Below are 21611 nucleotides of genomic sequence, written 5' to 3' on the forward strand. Positions count from 1 at the left end.
CGTGATCTTTTGACTTAATAATTAGGTAGTACTGTCTCATGACTCAAGTAACCGCGCCGGCCCTTACCCTCTATGGTATTAAAACCTGTGACACCGTAAGAAAGGCACGCAAGTACCTCTCTGAACATCATTGCGAAGCCACTTATCATGACTTCCGTCAGCAAGGCTTAGACGAAACATTACTGGACCAACTAATTAAAGGTCTGGGCATCAAAGCATTGCTAAACACACGCGGCACCACTTGGCGTACACTTTCTGAAGATCAAAAACAGAATGCCAGCGACCCAGCTGCGGCCCGTCAGATCATGTTAGAGTACCCTGCTGTCATTAAGCGACCAGTACTGGTGCGGGCGGATGGCGAGATGCTGGTAGGCTTCGATACCGCCGCGTGGTCAACCTTTATTCAGGGAGCGCGTTAAGATGTTTTGCCCTGTTATCGAACTTGCACAACAACTGATTCGCTGTCCCTCGTTAAGTCCTGACGATGCGGGTTGCCAAGCATTATTGATCGCACGCCTAGAAGCGATTGGTTTTCATATCGAACCGATGCATTTTGGCGATACCCAAAATTTCTGGGCCACTCGCGGCCAAGGTCAAACCCTTGCTTTTGCCGGCCATACCGACGTCGTACCGGTTGGCGATGAGCGACAATGGATTAATCCTCCCTTTGAACCCGCGATTCGCGATGGGCTCCTCTTCGGTCGCGGAGCCGCCGATATGAAGGGCTCCTTAGCCGCCATGGTCGTGGCCGCCGAGCGCTTCGTTGAACAGCATCCACACCATACAGGACGACTCGCCTTTTTGATCACTTCTGATGAAGAAGCGAGTGGTATCAACGGTACGGTCAAAGTAGTTGAACAGTTAATGGCTCGCCAAGAGCGCGTGGAATACTGCTTGGTCGGCGAACCCTCGAGCACTGAGCGTGTCGGTGATGTCGTGAAAAATGGTCGTCGTGGCTCAATCACCGCGAACTTAACCGTACATGGCGTACAAGGACATGTCGCCTACCCTCACCTCGCGGATAATCCTGTGCATCGTGCACTCCCTGCCCTACAGGAATTAGCAGCAACTGAGTGGGATCAAGGCAATGAATTTTTCCCGCCGACTAGTATGCAAATCGCCAATATCCAGGCCGGTACCGGCAGTAATAATGTGATCCCGGGCGACTTATACGTACAATTTAATTTCCGTTTCAGCACCGAATTAACCGACCAGCAAATTCGCCAAGCCGTCGCCGACCTGCTTGATCGGCACCAGCTTCGTTATACCTTAGAGTGGAATTTATCCGGTCAACCCTTCCTGACAGCAAAAGGTGCATTAGTCGATGCTGTCGTGGATGCCGTTCAGCACTATAATGAGATTAAGCCAGAGTTACTCACGAACGGCGGAACCTCAGATGGACGATTTATCGCCAGAATGGGGACGCAAGTCGTTGAGTTAGGTCCGGTTAATGCCACGATTCACAAAATCAATGAATGCGTGAGTGCTGCCGACCTACAAACCCTCAGCCGGATGTATCAACGGATTATGCAGTTACTACTGACCTAAGGAGACTCACATGGAATGGGTAAAAGAGTATTGGTGGGTATTAATCATCCTGTTTATGGTGGGATTATTGGTCAATGTGTACAAAGACTTGAAGCGCGTTGATGTCAAAAAATACTTAGATAATAAACCTAAATTGCCACCTCATCGTGATTTTAACGATAAGTGGGATGATGAAGAGGACGATTGGCCGAAGAAGAAATAGGCCATCCTTTAGGGACTGCAGAACAACCGCAGTCCCTTGTTCGTTAGATCATCGGGATCACATCGTCGTTATCGGGCGCCTGCCCTTGCGAAGCCTCATCAAAATAACGTTGCGGGATGGTCTCTTTTAAATGTTTTAAGGCGATAGCAATACCTTGCTCATCAATCGCATGGGGTAACTGCTCAATGATATTGAGTGTCACATCTCCCCCAGCTTCATTTAGCCACTGCTCAGCATTTACCGCATGAATCAATGGAATCTGTTCGTCATCCTCACCGTGAATCAGGTGGATAGTCGTATTCAAGGATGCCACTACCGGTGCGCTGTTATAGCGACCACTAAATATAATTGCCCGTCCTGCTAATAATTCTTCATTTTTCAGCGCTTCAAGGATCATGATGCTGCCTTGTGAAAAGCCAATCAATGCCGTCGCCTCTGGGCTCACCCCACACTGCTTTTGGCACTCACGAATAGTTTGTGTGAACAGCGGCATAATTTGATCGATTTTCTGTTGTGTACGTGTGGTGGAATCTTCAGGTTCCTCATCGATAAACCAGGCACTGCCACCATGTATTAATGGGATGGGCGCGCCTACCGACACCACAAATGCAGCCGGAAAGTCTTTGGCGAACCATTGACCAATTTCAGCCATCGAACGGGGATCGTCACCGCTGCGATGAAATAACACAAAAAGTTGTGGATGAGGCCCGCTGCCTTGCTGAACCATTACATAATCGATATGTGCCATAAATGACCTCTCACTGGCGATAAAACCTAAGTCGGTTGCCCCAAACTCTCAGGTAAAAGTGTTAGAAATGCTGCCGTTTCTTGGCGTAATTGTACCAACCACTGTTTACGACTCCAACCCTCAGGGATATACGGACTACGCATACAGTGCTGTAAAGCTTCTCCACAGTTTAGATGCGGGTAGTGCTGGATTGCTCGTTGTAAAGCAGGGAAACTCACACTTAGAGGGCGGTGTGCTTGCGCAAAGCCGATCAACTCTTGGTAGTCTTCTGGTAGAAATGCTGGATCGCCGGAAGGGAATGCTTCTAACGACAGTTCAGGCGAGTAACGGGTTTGCTGCGAAGGCCAGTCTCGCTGGAAATGTTCGACAGCCCGTTGGCATAACTGCTGACCTGCCGCGGTTAAGGGTAAAATCGCCATTGCCGCATAACATCCACTACTCGCCTCGCGTTGCGTCCCCATTCTCACTAACTGAAATCCACAGCGTTGCCAAAATTGCCATAACGCTGCGGTGTACCCAAAGCTAACAGAGAGAAAATCCTTACCTTGGCTATGTTCTCGTAAAGCGTTGACTAAACGTCGCCCGATACCTTCTCGACGTAAGGATTGACTGACGGCGAGTCGGCTAATACGTCGGCTTGATAATAACATCGCCTCTGGAAATCGACTGTGAGCCGCTAAGGACTGCGCAACGAGATTCCCTCTTGGCCGCCTTTCGCCCCGCCACACTGCCTGGGCAAGCTCAGAGGATTGCTCGCCCTCCTCGACCCATCCCAATGCGCCATAACAGTACTCACCCTCAACCATCTGCCAGTAACCACAATCTGGTGCATCCATCATACGACGTAGATCAGTCGGCGTAGTGCGATAATGCGCCACTTGTAACAGTTGGAAGGTGCTGATGGCTAAGGTTGGTTGCTGTGACCAATCTGAGGGGTGATAAGCCCGCAAAGACAGTACAGGTGATGGTTTACCGATCGGTGAGGGCAGGTCGCGTAATACCAATAATCGTTCGATAAAGCTTTCAAGGGGATCCTGAGCCGAGTAGCGCTGCGGGGTCTTCAAAGTAAAGTGCTTCGTCACCGTTCCCGACGCCCCAAACTTCAATAAGAACCCCTGTCCAGTACCTTCATACCCTTCCGTCGTGGTCAGTAATAAACATCGAGGAAATCGGGCGATCAACGCATGTAACTGAGGAGTCGGCAGCGATGCCGCTTCATCAATAATCAACCATTGCCAGGTTCCAGCATCCTCTGCTGCTAAGATGGCGTCAGGTGCTTGAAAATAGTAATGCTCGCCAGCATGACGCGCCATCACAGCTGTCGCCACTTTGGCAGGACCCGTAATCAGACATCGGGGCACTAAGGCGGCTAACATCCCCCCTAAGGTGGATTTTCCGCGGCCTCGTGGGGCCGTTACACTGTAGTTGCCTGGGGGCGAGCGCCGTAACTCCTCGATAATTGCTTGTTGCGCTTGCCCACCTGGCGGTGTCCAATCAGGTATAACTAAGGGTGCGTCTTGCGGTACTGACTCACCTTCACGCCATAGTAGATGGGAAGGATCGCTGAGTAATTGACGCCACAGATGGCGGTAGAACACGGGAGTTGCAATGGGCTGTTCGCACTCAGACCAACGTAGACTATCGGTATCAATAAAGGATTGTTGGGAAGTTGCTTCAGGTAATAACAGAATCAGCCAACTTCCCGCGACTAAGGTACCGGAGAGCGCGGCAAACGTTTCTAAATGGAGGCCCTGCGAGGCATCGTAAATGGCATGCAGCCACTCCTGACCGAGAAACTGTCGCGCACGCTGGGCTAGGTATTCGTCAACATGGCCTGTAGCCACTGTCGTAACCCGTAACCAGTCACCGGGGAATGTCGATTGCCACTGCTGGGTTGCTCTATCACGAAATGACGGTGAACCGCTAATAACACAAATGCGCCGCACTCCCTTGCGACGCATTTGTTCGGCGATAAACGCGGACGGCATACTCACTATCCAGCAAAGGTATTACATTGGCCCGGTTCGCCGCTATCGAATCCACGTTTAAACCAGCTATAACGTTGCTGCGAGGTTCCATGGGTAAAGCTATCCGGCACGACACGCCCTTGGCTCTGTTGTTGGAGCTTATCATCACCAATGGCTTGGGCCGCATTGAACGCTTCTTGCAGATCGCCGGTTTCTAGCACATCTTTCTGCTGCATATAATGGCCCCATACTCCGGCAAAGCAATCCGCTTGTAGTTCAAGTTTGACAGACAGACGATTAGCATCGGTTTGCGAGCCTTGTTGCATCTGTTGACGAACCTTACTTTCAATACCGAGTAGATTTTGAACGTGATGACCGACTTCGTGAGCGATCACATACCCTTGTGCAAAATCACCATCCGCTCCCAATTTATTCTTCATTTCATCATAAAAAGAGAGGTCGATATAAACGGTCTTATCCGCCGGGCAGTAGAAGGGGCCCATTACCGATTGTCCCGTGCCGCAGCCCGTTTGGGTGGCATTACGGTACATGACTAATTTCGGTGCTTGATACTGCTTACCCATCTTCTGGAAAATTTCGCCCCAAGTATCTTCTGTTGACGCGAGGATCACTTTAGTAAATTTGGCGGCTTGTGCATCATCGCTATTCGCGGGCGCTGGGGTGTGTGACTGGGTTACGCTGGAGCTTTGTCCACCGCCCCCGAGTAATGGCGTTAAGTCATAACCATAGTAGCCAGCGACCACCACCACGATTAACAGTACAATTCCCCCCTTACCTGCTGGGATACGAAAACCTGAGCCGCCGCCAGTTGGCGTTGGGCTATCTCCACGACGGTCTTCTACATTGTCACTTTCTCTACGTCCTTGCCAACGCATAGCACACCTCTCCATTTCTATTATCGTATAATGATAAATAGTAATCGCAGTGTACGGAGATAACCAGTAGAAAAACTAAAGTTGCTGCAGGGGGGGAGGAAGGAGAGCACTCGCCGAGTTGTAGCGAGTGCATAAATCATCAGTCTAAGGTTACGCCGAGACGTTGAGCAACCACTTCATAGGCTTCAACCACACCACCTAAGCTTTGGCGGAAACGGTCTTTATCCATTTTGTCTAAGGTTTCTTTATCCCATAGACGCGCGCCATCTGGTGAGAATTCGTCACCCAGCACGACCTCACCATTGAATAAACCAAACTCGAGTTTAAAATCGACCAGAATTAGACCCGCTTGATCAAATAAATCAGTCAGCACTTGGTTAGCTTTTAGGGTTAATTCACGCATACGTGCGAGATGTTCAGGACTTACCCAGCCAAAAGTGACGCAATAGGATTCATTGATCATTGGATCGTGATGGGCGTCATCCTTCAAAAATAGGTCAAAAAGCGGTGGATTCAAGACCATCCCTTCTTCGACGCCTAAGCGCTTAACGAGTGAGCCTGCTGCGCGGTTACGCACCACACATTCTACCGGCACCATATCGAGCTTTTTCACAAGGGCTTCAGTATCAGACAGTAATGCCTCCATCTGCGTAGGAATACCGGCTTGTGCTAATTTTTCCATAATGAAATGATTAAACTTATTGTTAACCATTCCTTTACGATCGAACTGCTCGATACGCGCTCCGTCTCCGGCTGATGTATCATTGCGGAATTCCAGAATTAGCAGGTCCGGATTATCGGTGCTATACACTGTTTTTGCCTTTCCGCGATACAGCTCAGCTTGCTTTTGCATCTTGTTAACTCCACTCATGGTCGACTCTAGAAATTACTCTGCATAGCCTCAGTATTTACTACTACGCAATCGTTTACCTTGCTGGGCGCTATTATGCCAAAATAAAATAAAAAAAGGCCGGAAATTTCCGGCCTGAGACACATTTATTTATTTAAGGCGGCTTGCAGGACAGCCACCAACGCATCATTTTGCGATTGCGTCAGGATATGTCCTTTAGGATCGATAAACTGAAGGCTACTACGATTGTCGAGATCGCCCACCTGTAGTTTATATTTCCCTTCTGCAAGTTCAGGGTCTTTAGCACCCAGTGCTGCCCATTGGCTGCTACTCAGCTCACTGTAACTAAGCTGTAAGCTACCGTCTGCACGGTTGCTATCAGAAATAGTCATCCCTGCTAGTGGAAGTGCTTTAGGCAGACGCTGCCATGTTACATCGAACGGTGCACGGACGATTAAGTTAGGTAGACCAGTGTCATCTGCCCCACTCTGCACATCAACACTCCCCGCGCGATTAGCGGCTGCAGCGTTTTGGCGATTAGTCTCTGCGGTATTGAGTTGTGCGGAGATATCGTTAAGCAACTGCGCTGTGTAACGCTGAATCTCGCTATTGCTGGTGACCGCTTGGCCTTTCTGTTCTAAGGCGATAGGTTTCACCATCAGGGTTTGCTCATAACCTTGTGCCACGACAGAGACTTGATAACGACCACGGTATTGATGATCTTCATCTTGGCGGTTCCAAGAAATCCAATCGGTGGTCAGTTGCTGACGCGCATCATCTTGTTGAGCAATCGCGAACTTGTTCGCTTGCAACGCGGCAACTGTTTGTCCCCATAAAGAGGTTCCCGTATTGGCAATTTGTAATAACCCGGTCGTGCCTTGGAACTGCGCGCGGCTACCGTTAAGCAAAGACAAAGCCTGTGACGGTGGGCGAATATCTAATTGCTTACCGACTGCCCCTTGCGAGCGTCCTTGCGGAACGGCATAGTTTGCGGATTCGAGCGGTAAAATCATTCCCTGAGGAACGTTCATTTGGCTCAGTGCTGGTGCATCAAGATACTCTTCATTACCATTCACTTCGCGCTTGTAGTGTTGATCATGCGAACAACCCGCTAACAACATTGCGACGGATAATCCAGCAACTTTTACTACCGCCGAATTTTTAACTGAGTAAGCCATTAAATCTCCCTAACTTATCGCAGTCCTGCGTCACGAATCGCCTGTAACAATATCGGCTCTGAAGTTGCCGACAAAGGTGTCATAGGCAGACGCAAGGTATCATTTGCGATCAATCCCAGCTGTTTAGCCACCCATTTCACTGGGATAGGATTTGGTTCATAAAATAGGTGCTGATGAAGCGCCATGAGTCGCTGGTTTAAGACACGTGCCTCAGTAAATTTTCCCGCGGCCGCTAGTGCACAGAGTTGTGCCATCTCGCGCGCTGCCACGTTCGAGGTTACTGAAATAACGCCCTGCCCCCCCAACTGCATAAAGTCTAACGCTGTTTCATCATCACCACTAAGTAAAATAAAATCATCTTTGGTCAACGCTTGGATCTGACTAACCCGAGATAAGTTCCCTGTTGCCTCTTTAATTCCGATAATATTTTTTATTTCGGCAAGACGTGCAACCGTTTCAGGCAACATATCACAGCCTGTTCGTCCGGGCACATTATAGAGTAATTGCGGTAAATCGGTACTCTGCGCAATCGCTTTAAAATGTTGGAAAATCCCCTCTTGCGTTGGGCGGTTATAATAAGGCACAACGGTCAAACAGCCAACTACGCCGCTTTTTTCGAGGCGTTGCGTCAGCGCAATACCCTCAGCAGTAGCATTCGTACCGGTTCCAGCAATAACCGGGATACGGCCGTCGGCTAATTCGACGGTACGTAGGACCACATCAATGTGCTCGTCGTGGGTTAAGGTTGCCGATTCACCTGTCGTGCCAACAGCAACGATTGCAGAGGTGCCACTGTCAATGTGGTAGTCGATTAATTTTTTAAGGCTACTCTCACAAACTTGCTCGTTTTCGTCCATCGGTGTGACGAGTGCAACAATACTTCCGGTAAACATAGCTATCCCCTCATTTCCCAAGATCTTCATGGTAAGGTGTCAATCACACTAAAAGCAAGACAGTGAATGCACTCAACTGCTTGTCAGCAGTTTTTTTTATGTTTACCTTAAGATAATTAGTAAAACATTGGGAAATATCACATTGTCATCCTCACCTGTGCATTTAGTGATCACCGCGCTCGGTAGCGACCGTGCGGGAATCGTCAATACTATCACCCGCCATGTCAGCCAATGTGGTTGCAATATTGAAGATAGCCGGCTGGCATTACTCGGCGGCGAGTTTACCTTTGTGATGTTACTTTCCGGATCCGCCAATGCGATCAACATGATCGAATCGACTCTACCGATAAAGGGCGCAGAGCTTGAACTCCTTATTATCATGAAACGCACACCGACCGGATCAACCCCTGTGCGCCATGAAGGCTTTTCGATCGCTGTCGAAGTCCCTGATTCTCCCCGTATTATCGAGCGCTTTACCGCACTGCTCACCTATCACCGTATGCATATTGCTGAACTGATGACTCGGGCCCAACCGGGAACGCCAGCCATATTATCGATACGCATCCACGCTTACGGGAGTTCGGCAAAAGATGTGGCAGATTTAGAGAAAAATTTTCAGCAGCTTTGCCTAGAGCTATCAGCTCAGGGAACGCTTCAAGCCGATGGTCGACAAGAGACTGAACGCCTATAGTCAAACCTTTATCGAGTGATGCAGATAATTAACTTGAAAGCAGATAAAATTAGGCTCTATCCTTACGATTGGTAAAACCATTTTCCGCCGTAATCTAGATATACCTAAACACGCGATGTTTATGTCAATATCAGGCAAATAATGATTGGAGATAACGTATGGCCCTTTTAACTGTAGGCGATACTGCGCCGCAATTTACTTTACTCGACCAAGATGGTGAAGAGGTGAGTTTAGCTGACTTTAGTGGTGAGCGTGTCCTCGTCTACTTTTATCCTAAGGCAATGACCCCAGGTTGTACTGTGCAAGCCTGTGGCCTGCGTGACAACATGTCTTCGTTGAAAAGTGCTGGCGTGCAAGTGTTAGGAATCAGTACCGATAAACCTGAAAAATTATCGCGTTTTGCCGAGAAAGAGTTGCTTAACTTCACGTTACTCTCTGACGAAGATCATAAAGTCTGCGAAGCCTTTGGTGTCTGGGGCGAGAAAAGCTTTATGGGTAAAACCTACGATGGTATCCACCGCGTCAGCTTCTTGATCGATGGCAAAGGTAAGGTCGAAAAGGTTTTCGATAATTTCAAAACCTCGAACCACCATGATATTGTTTTAGACTACGTACAAACGCATTAATAACGATTTTCCAGCAGGGAGGCGCAGTGCCTTTATTCACTAAAAAGCTCACCACAACTGTGGTCGCTGCGTTGCTCAGCTGGAATAGTCTTGCATTGGCAGACGTTACCGACACCTTACCCGATATGGGGACGACTGCCGGTGAAACGCTGTCAATTAACCAAGAACTGCAGATGGGCGATTTTTACGTCCGTCAACTTCGCGGTAGTGCGCCGCTAATTGATGACCCATTATTGACCCAATATATCAACGGGTTGGGGCAACGATTAGTGGCTCATGCATGGTCAGTGAAAACCCCTTTCCATTTTTTTCTTATTCAGAACGACGAGCTGAATGCGTTCGCCTTCTTTGGTGGGAATGTGGTATTACACTCCGCCCTCTTTCGTTATACCGACAACGAAAGTCAACTCGCCTCGGTAATGGCCCATGAAATATCGCATGTCACACAACGACATCTCGCGCGAGCAATGGCTGACCAAAAAAGTAATGCTCCACTCACTTGGGTCGGGGCATTAGGTTCTATTCTATTAGCGATGGCTAACCCACAAGTCGGTATGGCAGCCTTGACCGGCACCCTTGCGGGGTCGCAACAGGGCGTCATTAGTTTTACTCAAGAAAATGAACGAGAGGCCGATCGTATCGGATTACAGGTTCTACAGCGTTCGGGCTTCGACCCGCAAGCAATGCCAGATTTTTTACAAAAATTGGCCGACCAGACGCGTTACTCAACCGCACCCCCTGAAATTTTATTAACTCACCCCTTACCCGATAGCCGGCTGGCGGATGCGCGCAATCGCGCCAATCAAATGCCGCATCGCATACTTCAATCTTCTCAAGATTTTTATTTTGCTAAGGTCAGAATATTAGCGATGTACGCGTCAGAACAAGTCAGCAGCCAGTTGGACGATATTCTCAACCAATATGAAAAAGGGAATAGTCGCGAGAAATTAGCTTCGACTTACGGCCGCGCGGTAATGTTTATGCAGGCAAAGAGTTTCGACAATGCTCATCGCTTAGTGACCCAATTACTCAGTCAACAACCGACCAACCCTTGGTTTCTCGACTTAGCGACCGATGTTGATATTGGCCTTAAGCAACCGAACCAAGCGGTTAATTTATTGACGGCATCCTCAGCTCAGCAGGCAAACCCTGTCATCAGGGTTAATTTAGCTAATGCCTACCTTGAGGCCAAACGTCCTGCAGACGCGCTCAAGGTACTCAATCGCTATACCTGGGATTATCCGGATGACCCGATTGGCTGGGATTTGATGGTGAAAGCTACTGGTGATTTGGGGATGACCAACGAGCAACGTTTCGCTCAAGCTCAAGGATTGGCGCTCAGCGGTCAGATTGACCAAGCAATAAGAGCCTTAAGCGATGCCAGTGCTCAGGAGAAAACCGGTAGCCTCGCCCAACAACGCTACGATGCACGTATCGATCAACTGAGATTATTACAGCAGCGCTTCAGGCAATATCAGAAAGGGTGATAAGTTAGCTTGGGCGAATTAATAACGCTATGTTGAGTTATCCTTTTTAATTACCCGCTAACCCGTGCCCATCTTTTTCATTACCCTCCAGACCTTTCAAATAGAAAAACCGAGTATGGGGTTCGGTTAATATCTTGGCGTTATTTATCAAAAGTTTTTGGAAAGCAGAGAAAAATGAGAAATAAATAAGGAATAAATAAAGTTAAAAAGATTATCCAATGTGAATACCCCGCATCATTAATTCTTCTACTCGTTATGGAGATAAGGGGAAGTAAAAAACATAATAAGGGTAAGAGAGTAATCTCATTTAACGGAGAAGTGAGAGTGCTTAGATAGAAAGCAGACCAAGATGACTGAAGCAGTAAAAAGAGAATATAAACTCCTCTATCTTCAATCCCGTGATAAGTAAACGTCCGTTTGTAACATCGTAAAACTGCCAGTAATGGTTGCATAACAGTCTCAAGCATTCATTTTAATTGAGTCAATGCTTTCATCAGCGATGGAAGCTCGTTAATTGGGTCAATGAATTTTATCTGTTTCGTGTTGCTGTCGTATTTTGCGGCACAGATTGGATCGCCTATCCCCCCATTATCTTTTATAAACCTCGCTTCTGGACATTTATAAAGTAGTACATGTGGAATTGGATCAGTTCCATACGCGAAGAACTTTCCGGTCGATATTCTATTACTTTCGGTTATAAATCTTCGGGAAATTTTTTATAAATTATAAATAAGATTATAGATAAGGTAATAATCCATTAGACAGGATCATACTAAATACCCCTTCTATTTCTGAGGAGCCTTTACCGCTATTCTGTCGGCTAAATACTGATAAGCTATAATATGCTAGCGCTAGTGCTCAGGCTATTACCCCGTCCTAAAGCCCGAGCGCCTCTTTGACAAAAGGGATCGTTAATTTACGTTGCAAGCGGATGGAAGCGCGATCGAGCTGATCAAGGGTTTCAAACAGCGTACGCATTTCACGATCGAGACGTTTAATAAGAAACCGTCCCACATCTTCTGGCAGTTCAAAGCCACGGATCCCGGCACGCTTTTGTAGGGCGAGAACTTTTTCATCGTCATTGAGAGGTTGTAGCCAATAAATCTGCCCCCAGTCTAACCGGGAGGCTAAATCGGGCAATTGCAGATCGAGCTGCCGTGGCGGCGCATTACCGCTAATCAATAGCCGCGTTTTCCCAACCTCAAGAATACGATTGTAGAGGTTGAAGATCGCCATCTCCCACTCTTCATCCCCAGCAATACAGTGAATATTATCAATACACACCAAGGCGAGTTGCTCCATCCCTTCTAGTACTTCGGGTGAAAACCACGTCCGCTTATCTAAAGGAACGTAGCCAACAGCTTGCTCACGCGCCGATAACTCACTGCAGGCGGCATGCATCAAATGACTGCGCCCAGCCCCTTCTCGCGACCAAAAGTAGATGTAACCCCCTTGAGGCTGATTCAGTACCGTAGTAATGGATGCAAGTAAAGCGGAGTTTGACCCGGGCCAAAAACTGGAAAAGGTTTCATCATCAGGTAGATAGAGTGGTAAAGAGAGTTGCGCTGGCGTGTTCAGAATAACCTCAATAATGGGAGCCAGATAAAAATCCTAGCCAGTTTAGCATAAATTTTTGGATGTGTTGAATGGACAAAATAACTCTTAGGGTTGAGGCTCAATAGGGGAAGGCTATCATCCTTCCCCCACATAGTTTATTCCTCCACCTCTGCTTCCGGCAGCCAGCGCTCGATAAGATAGAAAATCAGGCTTAATACGATACCGACAATCGTTGCTAAGGCCATTCCTTTAAGTTCAGCAGCACCAATATGAATTGATGCACCGCTCACCCCGACAATAAGGATAATTGCGGTAAGAATAAGGTTTTTCGCTTTGCTGTAGTCGACTTTCGCATCAATCAAAACGCGAATACCGGAGGCACCGATGACGCCATAAAGCAGTAATGAAACGCCGCCCATAACGGGAACAGGGATGGCTTGAATAATCGCCGCCAGTTTACCGACACAAGATAAGGCTATTGCCATGATCGCAGCGCCACTGATTACCCAAGTGCTATAAACGCGGGTAATTGCCATCACGCCTATATTCTCACCGTAAGTGGTGTTCGGGGTCGAACCGAAGAAACCGGAAAATAGGGTTGAGAGGCCATTCGCTAGCATGGAACGGTGTAGTCCTGGATCACGGATCAGATCTCGTTTAACGATATTCGCCGTGACGACCAGATGACCAACGTGTTCGGCAATCACCACCAGCGCGGCAGGCAGTATAGTTAAGATCGCTCCCCACTCAAAACGTGGTTGATAAAAAGTGGGTAAGGCGAACCATGGGGCTTGTTGAACCGGCAGCCAATTGACCATTCCCAGACTGGCCGCGACGGCATAACCGGCCACCACGCCAATCAAGATAGGAATAATGGCCAAAAAGCCACGGAACAGTACGGCACCAAACACCGTAACCCCTAAGGTAATCATGGAGACGACTAAGGTATGGCTATCGCTCACTGCGCCCGTGTCGGTCACTAATCCGGCCATTTTCGCCGCGACACCTGCTAGCTCAAGGCCAATAACGGCGATAATCGCCCCCATGGCAGCAGGCGGAAATAAAATGTCTAACCAGCGCGTTCCTGCAAACTTAACGATAAGTCCTACGAGGCAGAATAACGCACCACAAGCGATAAAGCCCCCCAGTGCGACTTCATACCCTTGTGGAAGCAACAATAGTACCGGTGAGATAAAGGCAAAACTCGAGCCAAGATAGGCCGGTATTTTACCCTTACAGATAAAGAGATAAAGCAGCGTGCCAATTCCATTGAACAGTAAAATGGTTGCAGGATTAACATGAAATAGCACCGGAACGAGTACGGTCGAACCAAACATCGCGAACAGATGCTGTAGGCTCAGAGGAAGCGTTTGGTACAGCGGCAAACGCTCATCGACTTCAATAGTACGACGACGCATAGTAACTCCCTAAATTAGACATAAAAAAACCGACCATTGGGTCGGCATTAATAAAAGAAGTGCTTATTTGGTACCAAAAATTTTATCGCCGGCATCACCCAATCCTGGAATGATGTAGCCATGCGCATCAAGGCCTTGATCAATTGAGGCAGTGTACAGTTCCACATCAGGGTGGGCGGCTTCTAATGCAGCAATCCCCTCCGGTGCGGCGACGAGAACCAATACTTTAATCGCTTGGCAGCCGGATTGTTTGAGTAAATCGATCGTCGCAATCATCGACCCGCCAGTTGCCAGCATTGGGTCTACAACCAACGCCATTCGCTCATCCATGTTGGAGGCTAATTTTTGGAAATAAGGAACCGGCTCGAGCGTTTTTTCATCACGGTAAACCCCCACCACACTGATCCGAGCGCTAGGCACATGCTCCAATACCCCTTCCATCATCCCTAACCCAGCACGCAGGATCGGGACAACGGTAATTTTTTTACCTTTAATTTGCTCGATCTCGACGGGGCCGTTCCAACCGTCAACCGTGACCACTTCAGTCTCTAAGGTAGCTGTCGCCTCATAGGTCAATAAGCTGCCAACTTCAGAAGCCAGCTCGCGAAAACGCTTTGTGCTAATTTCATTTTCGCGCATTAAACCCAGTTTATGTCTTACCAGTGGATGTTTCACTTCAACGATTTTCATACTCTTTCCCCGATCTAAAAAAACACACTGCAAAAAATCAATGGATTATACCGCTTTTTGGCCTTGGGCGGTATGTTTACCCTGAAATTTCGCCTGTTTCGGTAAGAGGAGATTCTTATCAGGCCTGCTTCTGAACATTCCAACGAAACTGAGGCTCGCAAACGTTTGCGACGACTGTTAGAATACCCCCGCTCTCATTTTACTACCAACCGCAAATCGCGTGGGGATTCTGCAGTGACCGATAAAACCACTCTTAGTTATAAAGACGCCGGTGTTGATATTGATGCTGGAAATGCACTGGTTGATCGAATTAAAGGTGTTGTGAAAAAGACTCGTCGCCCTGAAGTGATGGGTGGATTAGGCGGATTTGGTGCGCTATGTTCACTGCCGACTAAATACCGCGAGCCAGTATTAGTCTCTGGGACAGATGGCGTGGGAACTAAACTGCGTTTAGCGATGGATTTAGGTCGCCACGATACTATCGGTATTGATCTGGTCGCGATGTGTGTCAACGATCTGGTGGTACAAGGCGCCGAACCGCTCTTTTTCTTAGATTACTATGCTACGGGTAAACTTGATGTTGAGACCGCGGCATCAGTCATCACCGGTATTGCTGAAGGCTGCCAACAATCAGGCTGCGCCCTGGTAGGTGGAGAAACGGCTGAAATGCCAGGTATGTATCATGGCGATGATTACGACGTGGCAGGATTTTGTGTCGGCGTCGTTGAAAAGTCAGAAATTATCGATGGTAGTAAAGTCGGTGCGGGCGATGCATTAATCGCGCTCGGATCAAGTGGTCCACACTCAAATGGTTACTCACTGGTCAGAAAAATTCTGGAAGTGAGCAACACTGATCCACTGACCGAACAATTGAATGGCCAATCTCTGGCCGATCACCTTTTAGCGCCAACCCGTATTTACGTCAAAAATACCCTCGCGCTAATTGAAAAGTTCGATATTCATGCCATCGCACACTTAACCGGTGGTGGCTTCTGGGAAAACATCCCTCGTGTACTGCCAGACAATACGCAAGCTGTTATCGATGAAAACAGCTGGCAATGGCCGCCAGTGTTTGAATGGTTACAAAAAGCAGGCAATGTCAGCCGTCATGAAATGTACCGTACCTTCAACTGTGGCGTAGGCATGATCATCGCTCTACCTGAAGCTGAGGCTGAGGCTGCCATCGCCCACCTACAAGAATTAGGTGAAAACGCTTGGAAGATTGGTCATATCACCGAAGGCGGCGAGACTGAGCAGGTCGTTATTGCATGAAACGAATTGTTGTCCTGATTTCCGGATCAGGCTCCAACTTACAAGCCATCATTGATGCCTGCCAACTGGGCAGGCTCAAGGCCGAGATCGTCGCGGTATTAAGTAACAAAGCAGAGGCTTACGGCCTTCAGCGCGCAGAACAAGCCGGTATTACTACCGCGAGCCTTGCTATCGGCGACTATGCGGATCGTGAGGCTTTCGATCAAGCTTTACAGCAACAGATCGAGAGTTACCAGCCAGATTTAGTGGTACTGGCGGGCTATATGCGTATCTTAAGCGCTCCCTTTGTGATGCATTATCGCGGTAGACTCCTGAATATCCACCCCTCTTTACTCCCAAAATATCCTGGCTTGCATACGCATCGCCGGGCAATAGAGAATGGTGATAGCCAGCATGGCGCCAGTGTTCATTTCGTGACCGAACAGCTCGACGGTGGACCGGTCATTCTGCAAGCCACCATCCCTGTGCTGCCTAAGGATACAGAGCAAGATCTCGCTACCCGTTTGCTAAGTAAAGAGCACTTGATCTATCCGCAGGTTATTCAGTGGTGGGTTGAGGGACGACTCGCCTTAAAAGAGGATCAGGCTTGGCTTGATGGACAACCGCTAGGGCCATCGGGTGCGGTGTTTGGAACCGATAAACGCGACTCTTAGCTAAGTATCCTTTATATGGCTAGAGATACCCCAAGGTAATATTATACTTTGGGGTATTTTTTTGAGTGGCTGATTGAAAAAGGACGATACCGACTCATCATCCTGTAAAGTGAAGTAGAGTAAATAGTAGTTTTTACTCTAACATTAAGTATGTAGGTATTGCTCACGAACATTTCCGATCTCTACTTATCCCTCACCCTACTGTGGAGTAGTTGTTCGGCAATACCCGAGACATCATAATCTTCAATGTTAGATAATACGACAAGAGTAAATCCTTCCTCTTGTGACCGAAGAAAATAACTTTCTCTCCCAAATGTGGAACCTGCGTGGCAGTAAACATCACCGAAATCTTCCTTCTCGAGCTCAAGACCAAAGCAATAAGAACAATGATCTTCAATAACAATCCCCGCATCGGTAAGACTAGGAAGCGGTGTTAGCATTTTGTTTAATAAACGCTGCCCGCCTAAAGACCCAGATAAAAAGTTACGCCCCCATTTCAGTAAATCAGTCACTGATGAATGTACGAGACCAGCACCCACTACTCCCCATGGGCTAAAGATGGAGTAGAATGTATTATTAAACTTTTGATATCCCGTTACTGCTTTTTGCTCCTTATTCAGGCCATCCGAGACAAAAGAGTGCCTCATCCCCAGAGGATCAAAAATCTCTTTTTTTATAAACTCAGAAAATGTTAATCCTGAAATATGTTCAACGACTTGAGCAAGAAACATATAGCCGGTATTACTGTATTGATACTTTGTACCTGGCGTAAAATAAACAGAGGTTTTCTCTAGAACACCCTTCAGGATATTTTCTTTACTAAAATCTGAGAAATAATCGATCCCTTTTTCTTCTGCTATCTCAAAGAGACAGGGTAGCCCAGAGGTATGATAAATTAAATGTTCAAGCGTTATATCAGCTTCAAACGCAGCGGCTTCAGGAACGTAGCGAGAGAGTAGATCGTTTAACTCCAGCAATCCCTGTTGTTCAAGTAGTAGAATACTAAAAGCTGTAAATTGTTTCGATACTGAGGCAATATCAAATACACTGTCTCGATTAATGCTAACTTCGCGTATTATGTCTTCCACACCAATACTGTACTCGAAAGCTAATCCATGGTCGTACTGCATAACGGCTATTACACCAGGTTTATTTATTGTTTTTTCTGTCATAGGGCTTAGCTTACGATTATTTATTATTCGACGTGGAGAGATATTTTATTTTGGATAAGAGGGTGAATGATTAATCATCACATCAGGCGATTCCCCTATTACACTCTATCCCACAATTAAATTGTGTAAAAATAATAGTGACTATAAGGATGATAATAGTGGTTTTATTTATACAACGAAATTTAAATTCATTTCGGTTAACTCCCCCTCATTAATGCTTTGAGTCAGCACCATCCCATCAAAGAAACCACTAACAACTGCTCCCAAAAGCAGAGCCCAGTCCTTGATGATAAAAATTACCTGCCTACGGCAGGTAATTGATTCAAGCAAACCAACTCGAAATTACTTACCTAAATCCACAAAACGGATATGGGTTGGTGTACCGATTTGTAACGTTGCGCCAGTAGGTGAGAGCTCACCGGTCTCAAGATCACGTGCAAACTCCACCACGTTATTTGAGTAAACGTTGGCAACAAAGAGGTAACGGCCTGTCGCATCGAAGGTAAAATCACGTGGCTCTACGCCGCCCGCTGAGTAGGTCTTCGACGCCGAAAGCTTACCTGTCGCCTTATCCACTGCATAACGAACAATCTGGTTTTTCTCACCACGGTTGCCGACGTACAAGAAACGACCATCTGGCGACAGTGAAAGACCTGCACCACTCATATCATCAGGCTTAGTCGAGTCGGTCAGTTTTTCAGATTGCTCAAGCGCTGTCTTCCCGTTGTTGAAGGAGTAAACCTTAACTTGGGCCGACATCTCTGTCGTGACATAGAGATATTTGCCATCTGCGGAGAATAAGCTATGACGTGGACCATCGCCTTCTGGGAAGTTAATAGTCTTATCCGCTAATAATTTGAATGGCTCTTTGGCTTTCGCATCATAGTGATATACATGGATCTTATCCGCCCCCAAATCGGCGGCTAATACATACTGTCCATCGATACTAAAGGTCACGGAGTGCGCGTGCCCTGAGGATTGACGCTCAGCGACTTTATTGCTGCCTTGATTATAGGGGAAGAATTGCTGTGTTTTGCCTAAACGGCCATCACTTTGCACTGGAATAGCACTCACCCCTGCCTGCCCATCTTTGGCTGAATAGTTCGCGACTAACAAGTAGCGTCCATCACGGCTCAGCGCGGAATGCGTTGGGTGCATCCCGCTACTATCAACGGTATTGAGTAAAGTTAGTTCGCCATTTTTTTCTAAATGATAGGCACTGACCTTACCGTCATCGACTTCATTGACCACATAGACGCGTTGATGTGGAGCATCGATCGTCAGCCATGAAGGGCTTTGGGCTGGCGTTAAAGCGATTGGCATCATGCTGCCATTAGCCGATAAACGCACAGTATAAATGCCTTGGCTTGGATAAAAGGCTTTTTGAACACGAGCGCCCTGCGCTTCACCCGTCCAAGAGCCCACTAAAAAGGTTTGTTCAGCCACGGCAGGTTGTTGGTTTAATAATCGCGCTTCATCGGCGCTTGCCGCATGGTTGAACATCAGTGCTGCAGTAATCCCTAGGTATTTTTTCATTAACATTTCCTAACAATTAAACAAGACTTAAGAGTGGCGTAACTTATCGCAAATGGCAAATAAAAATGGCTGATTAATCATCCGTAGACAAATGTGGGGATTGATCGCCATAATGGAGCCGAGAAATTGCAGTCTGCGTTCTGTTATGATCAACGGAGTCAGGATGGGTCAAGAAAAGCTATATCTAGATAAAGAAATCAGTTGGTTAGCCTTTAATGAGCGCGTGTTACAGGAAGCCGCTGATAAACGCAATCCGCTTATTGAACGTATGCGCTTTTTAGGGATCTACTCCAGCAATTTAGAAGAATTCTACAAAGTCAGATTTGCCGATCTGAAACGCCGAATTTTAATTGGTGAGGAACAAGGCAGCCATAACGTTCCTCGCCATCTGCTAAAAAAAATTCAACAGCGAGTGGTGGTTGCGGACCAAGAGTTTGACGTCCTCTATAATGACTTGCTACTTGAGATGGCAAGAAATCAAATATTTCTTATCAACGAACGTCAGCTTTCCGCCAACCAACAACACTGGTTGAAGATCTATTTCAACCAAGAGCTGCGTCAGCATGTCACACCGATCGTTCTTAACGCCGAAACAGATTTAACCCAATTTTTAAAGGATGATTACACCTACCTCGCGGTAGAAATTATCCTTGGTCAGGAACGGCAGTATGCGTTATTAGAAATCCCCTCGGACAAAGTGCCACGTTTCATTGATCTCCCTGCGGAGCCACCACGCCGTCGTAAGCCAATGATCTTACTCGACAACATCATGCGCTATTGCTTGGACGATATTTTTAAGGGCTTTTTCGATTACGACCAGCTGAATGCCTTCTCGATGAAAATGACCCGTGATGCAGAATATGATCTGGTAACGGAGATGGAATCGAGTCTGCTGGAGCTTATGTCATCCAGCTTAAAACAACGCCTCACTGCTGAGCCAGTACGCTTCGTTTATCAAAGGGATATGCCGTCAGAAATGGTCGCACTGCTCTGTGAGAAGCTGTCGATCACTAACTTCGACTCTATCTTGCCAGGCGGACGGTATCATAACTTTAAAGACTTCATTAAATTTCCTAACGTCGGCAAAGCAAATCTTGAAAATAAGGCCTTGCCCCCTATCCGCCATAAAGGATTTAACCCGTTTCGTAACGGCTTCGATGCGATACGAGACCGGGATATTTTACTGTATTACCCTTATCACACGTTCGAGCATGTACTGGAGTTCCTCCGCCAGGCCTCATTTGACCCCAGCGTCTTAGCCATAAAGATCAATATCTATCGGGTAGCGAAAGATTCACGCATTATGGATGCAATGATCCACGCGGCGCATAACGGTAAAAAAGTGACCGTCGTCGTCGAACTCCAAGCACGGTTTGATGAAGAAGCTAATATCTATTGGGCTAAGCGCCTAACCGAAGCGGGTGTTCACGTTATTTTCTCCGCACCAGGATTAAAAATTCATGCCAAGCTCTTCCTAATTACCCGTCGAGAAGGTGACAAAGTGATCCGTTATGCGCACATCGGTACCGGTAACTTTAACGAACGCACAGCTCGAACTTATACGGATTACTCTTTGCTCTCGAGCGATGCGCGAATTACCAATGAAGTACGACGCGTGTTTAACTTTATCGAAAATCCCTACCGGCCGGTTAATTTTGAGTATCTGATGGTCTCGCCACAAAATACTCGCCAGACCCTTTATCGACTGATTGATACTGAAATCGCTAATGCCCAACAAGGTTACCCCGCAGCAATCACTTTAAAAATTAATAACCTTGTCGATAACGGCCTGATTGATCGTCTTTACGCTGCCTCAGGCGCTGGTGTGAAAATTAATCTTCTGGTTAGAGGCATGTGCTCCTTAATCCCTAATATTGAAGGGATTAGCGAGAACATTCATATCTACAGCATTATTGACCGTTATTTGGAGCACGATCGTGTCTATGTGTTCGAAAATAATGGGGATCCTAAAGTCTTCCTTTCCTCTGCAGACTGGATGACGCGTAATATTGATAACCGTATTGAAGTTGCGGTAACTATCCTCGATCCCAAAGTCAAACAACAGATTTTAGATATCGTCGACATCCTATTTAGCGACACGGTTAAAGCAAGAATTATTGATAAAGAGTTAACAAACCGCTATCGTCCGCGCGGTAACCGCCGTAAAGTGCGGGCGCAGAATGCCATTTATAATTATATTAATACCATTGAAAACACCGACTAACTT

The 21611-nt window shown here is 47.2% G+C and carries 21 protein-coding genes; 9 read left to right on the forward strand and 12 right to left on the reverse strand.

The features are described from left to right. The first annotated feature begins 38 nt into the window (after positions 1 to 38). Genes QJR74_RS09930 through QJR74_RS09940 form a run of 3 tightly spaced genes read left to right on the forward strand, consistent with a single transcriptional unit; the run spans position 39 to position 1750 of the window. Positions 39 to 419 (forward strand): ArsC family reductase, encoded by a 381-nt coding sequence (locus tag QJR74_RS09930; RefSeq protein WP_304371710.1) that lies wholly within the window; start codon positions 39 to 41, stop codon positions 417 to 419. 1 nt (position 420) lies between these two features. After that, a complete protein-coding gene (gene dapE / locus QJR74_RS09935) occupies positions 421 to 1548 on the forward strand; it encodes a succinyl-diaminopimelate desuccinylase (RefSeq protein ID WP_304371711.1) in 1128 nt (375 codons plus the stop codon). 10 nt (positions 1549 to 1558) lie between these two features. Next, on the forward strand, positions 1559 to 1750 hold the full coding sequence (locus QJR74_RS09940) for a YpfN family protein (RefSeq protein WP_048912403.1): 192 nt from the start codon (positions 1559 to 1561) through the stop codon (positions 1748 to 1750). 43 nt (positions 1751 to 1793) lie between these two features. On the opposite strand, the gene ypfH is transcribed toward QJR74_RS09940, so the two are convergent. The 6 genes from ypfH to dapA all read right to left on the reverse strand — a co-directional run bounded on the left by ypfH (position 1794) and on the right by dapA (position 8282). Further along, positions 1794 to 2498 (reverse strand): esterase, encoded by a 705-nt coding sequence (ypfH, locus tag QJR74_RS09945; protein ID WP_304371712.1) that lies wholly within the window; start codon positions 2496 to 2498, stop codon positions 1794 to 1796. 26 nt (positions 2499 to 2524) lie between these two features. After that, positions 2525 to 4486 carry a tRNA(Met) cytidine acetyltransferase TmcA gene (locus QJR74_RS09950; protein ID WP_304371713.1) on the reverse strand — a complete coding sequence of 654 codons (1962 nt, stop codon included), beginning with the start codon at positions 4484 to 4486 and terminating at the stop codon, positions 2525 to 2527. A gap of 5 nt (positions 4487 to 4491) precedes the next feature. Next, positions 4492 to 5361: a KPN_02809 family neutral zinc metallopeptidase gene (gene ypfJ / locus QJR74_RS09955; RefSeq protein ID WP_304371714.1), complete on the reverse strand. Its 870-nt coding sequence runs from the start codon at positions 5359 to 5361 to the stop codon at positions 4492 to 4494. A 139-nt stretch (positions 5362 to 5500) separates the two neighbouring features. Then, positions 5501 to 6214, reverse strand: coding sequence for a phosphoribosylaminoimidazolesuccinocarboxamide synthase (purC, locus tag QJR74_RS09960; protein ID WP_214219869.1), 714 nt, complete (start codon positions 6212 to 6214; stop codon positions 5501 to 5503). 143 nt (positions 6215 to 6357) lie between these two features. Continuing rightward, positions 6358 to 7389, reverse strand: a complete 1032-nt coding sequence (bamC, locus tag QJR74_RS09965) for an outer membrane protein assembly factor BamC (RefSeq protein WP_304371715.1) — start codon at positions 7387 to 7389, stop codon at positions 6358 to 6360. Positions 7390 to 7403: 14 nt separating this feature from the next. Next, positions 7404 to 8282 carry a 4-hydroxy-tetrahydrodipicolinate synthase gene (gene dapA, locus QJR74_RS09970; protein ID WP_304371716.1) on the reverse strand — a complete coding sequence of 293 codons (879 nt, stop codon included), beginning with the start codon at positions 8280 to 8282 and terminating at the stop codon, positions 7404 to 7406. Positions 8283 to 8424: 142 nt separating this feature from the next. On the opposite strand from dapA, the gene QJR74_RS09975 reads away from it, so the two are divergent. The 3 genes from QJR74_RS09975 to QJR74_RS09985 all read left to right on the forward strand — a co-directional run bounded on the left by QJR74_RS09975 (position 8425) and on the right by QJR74_RS09985 (position 11086). Then, a complete protein-coding gene (locus tag QJR74_RS09975; RefSeq protein ID WP_304371717.1) occupies positions 8425 to 8973 on the forward strand; it encodes an ACT domain-containing protein in 549 nt (182 codons plus the stop codon). Positions 8974 to 9131: 158 nt separating this feature from the next. Continuing rightward, positions 9132 to 9599, forward strand: a complete 468-nt coding sequence (bcp, locus tag QJR74_RS09980) for a thioredoxin-dependent thiol peroxidase (protein ID WP_304371718.1) — start codon at positions 9132 to 9134, stop codon at positions 9597 to 9599. A gap of 26 nt (positions 9600 to 9625) precedes the next feature. Then, positions 9626 to 11086, forward strand: a complete 1461-nt coding sequence (locus QJR74_RS09985; protein WP_441007607.1) for a beta-barrel assembly-enhancing protease — start codon at positions 9626 to 9628, stop codon at positions 11084 to 11086. A 140-nt stretch (positions 11087 to 11226) separates the two neighbouring features. Here the strand turns inward: QJR74_RS09985 and QJR74_RS15215 are convergent, their stop codons facing one another. The 4 genes from QJR74_RS15215 to upp all read right to left on the reverse strand — a co-directional run bounded on the left by QJR74_RS15215 (position 11227) and on the right by upp (position 14751). After that, positions 11227 to 11553: a DUF805 domain-containing protein gene (locus QJR74_RS15215; RefSeq protein WP_369685580.1), complete on the reverse strand. Its 327-nt coding sequence runs from the start codon at positions 11551 to 11553 to the stop codon at positions 11227 to 11229. A 409-nt stretch (positions 11554 to 11962) separates the two neighbouring features. Next, entirely contained in the window at positions 11963 to 12679 is a 717-nt protein-coding gene (hda, locus tag QJR74_RS09990) for a DnaA inactivator Hda (RefSeq protein ID WP_304374017.1), read from the reverse strand. Between the two features lie 119 nt (positions 12680 to 12798). Continuing rightward, positions 12799 to 14061, reverse strand: coding sequence for a uracil permease (gene uraA / locus QJR74_RS09995; protein WP_304371719.1), 1263 nt, complete (start codon positions 14059 to 14061; stop codon positions 12799 to 12801). A 63-nt stretch (positions 14062 to 14124) separates the two neighbouring features. Continuing rightward, positions 14125 to 14751, reverse strand: coding sequence for a uracil phosphoribosyltransferase (upp, locus tag QJR74_RS10000; RefSeq protein WP_048912415.1), 627 nt, complete (start codon positions 14749 to 14751; stop codon positions 14125 to 14127). Between the two features lie 234 nt (positions 14752 to 14985). On the opposite strand from upp, the gene purM reads away from it, so the two are divergent. Both purM and purN read left to right on the forward strand, forming a co-directional pair. After that, the gene (gene purM, locus QJR74_RS10005) at positions 14986 to 16023 is read left to right on the forward strand and encodes a phosphoribosylformylglycinamidine cyclo-ligase (RefSeq protein ID WP_304371720.1); all 1038 of its coding nucleotides are present in this window, start codon (positions 14986 to 14988) and stop codon (positions 16021 to 16023) included. Continuing rightward, positions 16020 to 16676, forward strand: coding sequence for a phosphoribosylglycinamide formyltransferase (gene purN / locus QJR74_RS10010; protein WP_304371721.1), 657 nt, complete (start codon positions 16020 to 16022; stop codon positions 16674 to 16676). Before purM ends, purN begins: the two co-directional genes overlap by 4 nt. Before the next feature lie 182 nt (positions 16677 to 16858). Here purN and QJR74_RS10015 read toward each other — a convergent pair whose 3' ends face one another. Both QJR74_RS10015 and QJR74_RS10020 read right to left on the reverse strand, forming a co-directional pair. Continuing rightward, positions 16859 to 17848, reverse strand: a complete 990-nt coding sequence (locus tag QJR74_RS10015; protein WP_304371722.1) for a serine hydrolase domain-containing protein — start codon at positions 17846 to 17848, stop codon at positions 16859 to 16861. 342 nt (positions 17849 to 18190) lie between these two features. Next, positions 18191 to 19384 carry a lactonase family protein gene (locus tag QJR74_RS10020; protein WP_304371723.1) on the reverse strand — a complete coding sequence of 398 codons (1194 nt, stop codon included), beginning with the start codon at positions 19382 to 19384 and terminating at the stop codon, positions 18191 to 18193. Between the two features lie 163 nt (positions 19385 to 19547). Between QJR74_RS10020 and ppk1 the strand changes: the two genes are divergently transcribed. Next, complete coding sequence (ppk1, locus tag QJR74_RS10025) at positions 19548 to 21608, forward strand: polyphosphate kinase 1 (RefSeq protein ID WP_304371724.1); 2061 nt, start codon at positions 19548 to 19550, stop codon at positions 21606 to 21608. Positions 21609 to 21611: the final 3 nt, after the last annotated feature.

The organism is Tatumella ptyseos (genome assembly GCF_030552895.1).
GTDB lineage: Bacteria > Pseudomonadota > Gammaproteobacteria > Enterobacterales > Enterobacteriaceae > Rosenbergiella > Rosenbergiella ptyseos_A.

Coding starts and splice junctions, on each gene's coding strand:
- QJR74_RS09950 (WP_304371713.1), bottom strand. CDS start 4,486: ATGCCGTCCGCGTTTATCGCCGAACAAATGCGTCGCAAGGGAGTGCGG.
- QJR74_RS10015 (WP_304371722.1), bottom strand. CDS start 17,848: ATGACAGAAAAAACAATAAATAAACCTGGTGTAATAGCCGTTATGCAG.
- purC (WP_214219869.1), bottom strand. CDS start 6,214: ATGCAAAAGCAAGCTGAGCTGTATCGCGGAAAGGCAAAAACAGTGTAT.
- purN (WP_304371721.1), top strand. CDS start 16,020: ATGAAACGAATTGTTGTCCTGATTTCCGGATCAGGCTCCAACTTACAA.
- bcp (WP_304371718.1), top strand. CDS start 9,132: ATGGCCCTTTTAACTGTAGGCGATACTGCGCCGCAATTTACTTTACTC.
- dapE (WP_304371711.1), top strand. CDS start 421: ATGTTTTGCCCTGTTATCGAACTTGCACAACAACTGATTCGCTGTCCC.
- upp (WP_048912415.1), bottom strand. CDS start 14,751: ATGAAAATCGTTGAAGTGAAACATCCACTGGTAAGACATAAACTGGGT.
- uraA (WP_304371719.1), bottom strand. CDS start 14,061: ATGCGTCGTCGTACTATTGAAGTCGATGAGCGTTTGCCGCTGTACCAA.
- bamC (WP_304371715.1), bottom strand. CDS start 7,389: ATGGCTTACTCAGTTAAAAATTCGGCGGTAGTAAAAGTTGCTGGATTA.
- ypfH (WP_304371712.1), bottom strand. CDS start 2,498: ATGGCACATATCGATTATGTAATGGTTCAGCAAGGCAGCGGGCCTCAT.
- dapA (WP_304371716.1), bottom strand. CDS start 8,282: ATGTTTACCGGAAGTATTGTTGCACTCGTCACACCGATGGACGAAAAC.
- QJR74_RS09940 (WP_048912403.1), top strand. CDS start 1,559: ATGGAATGGGTAAAAGAGTATTGGTGGGTATTAATCATCCTGTTTATG.
- QJR74_RS10020 (WP_304371723.1), bottom strand. CDS start 19,384: ATGAAAAAATACCTAGGGATTACTGCAGCACTGATGTTCAACCATGCG.
- QJR74_RS09930 (WP_304371710.1), top strand. CDS start 39: ATGACTCAAGTAACCGCGCCGGCCCTTACCCTCTATGGTATTAAAACC.
- QJR74_RS15215 (WP_369685580.1), bottom strand. CDS start 11,553: ATGCTTGAGACTGTTATGCAACCATTACTGGCAGTTTTACGATGTTAC.
- ypfJ (WP_304371714.1), bottom strand. CDS start 5,361: ATGCGTTGGCAAGGACGTAGAGAAAGTGACAATGTAGAAGACCGTCGT.
- ppk1 (WP_304371724.1), top strand. CDS start 19,548: ATGGGTCAAGAAAAGCTATATCTAGATAAAGAAATCAGTTGGTTAGCC.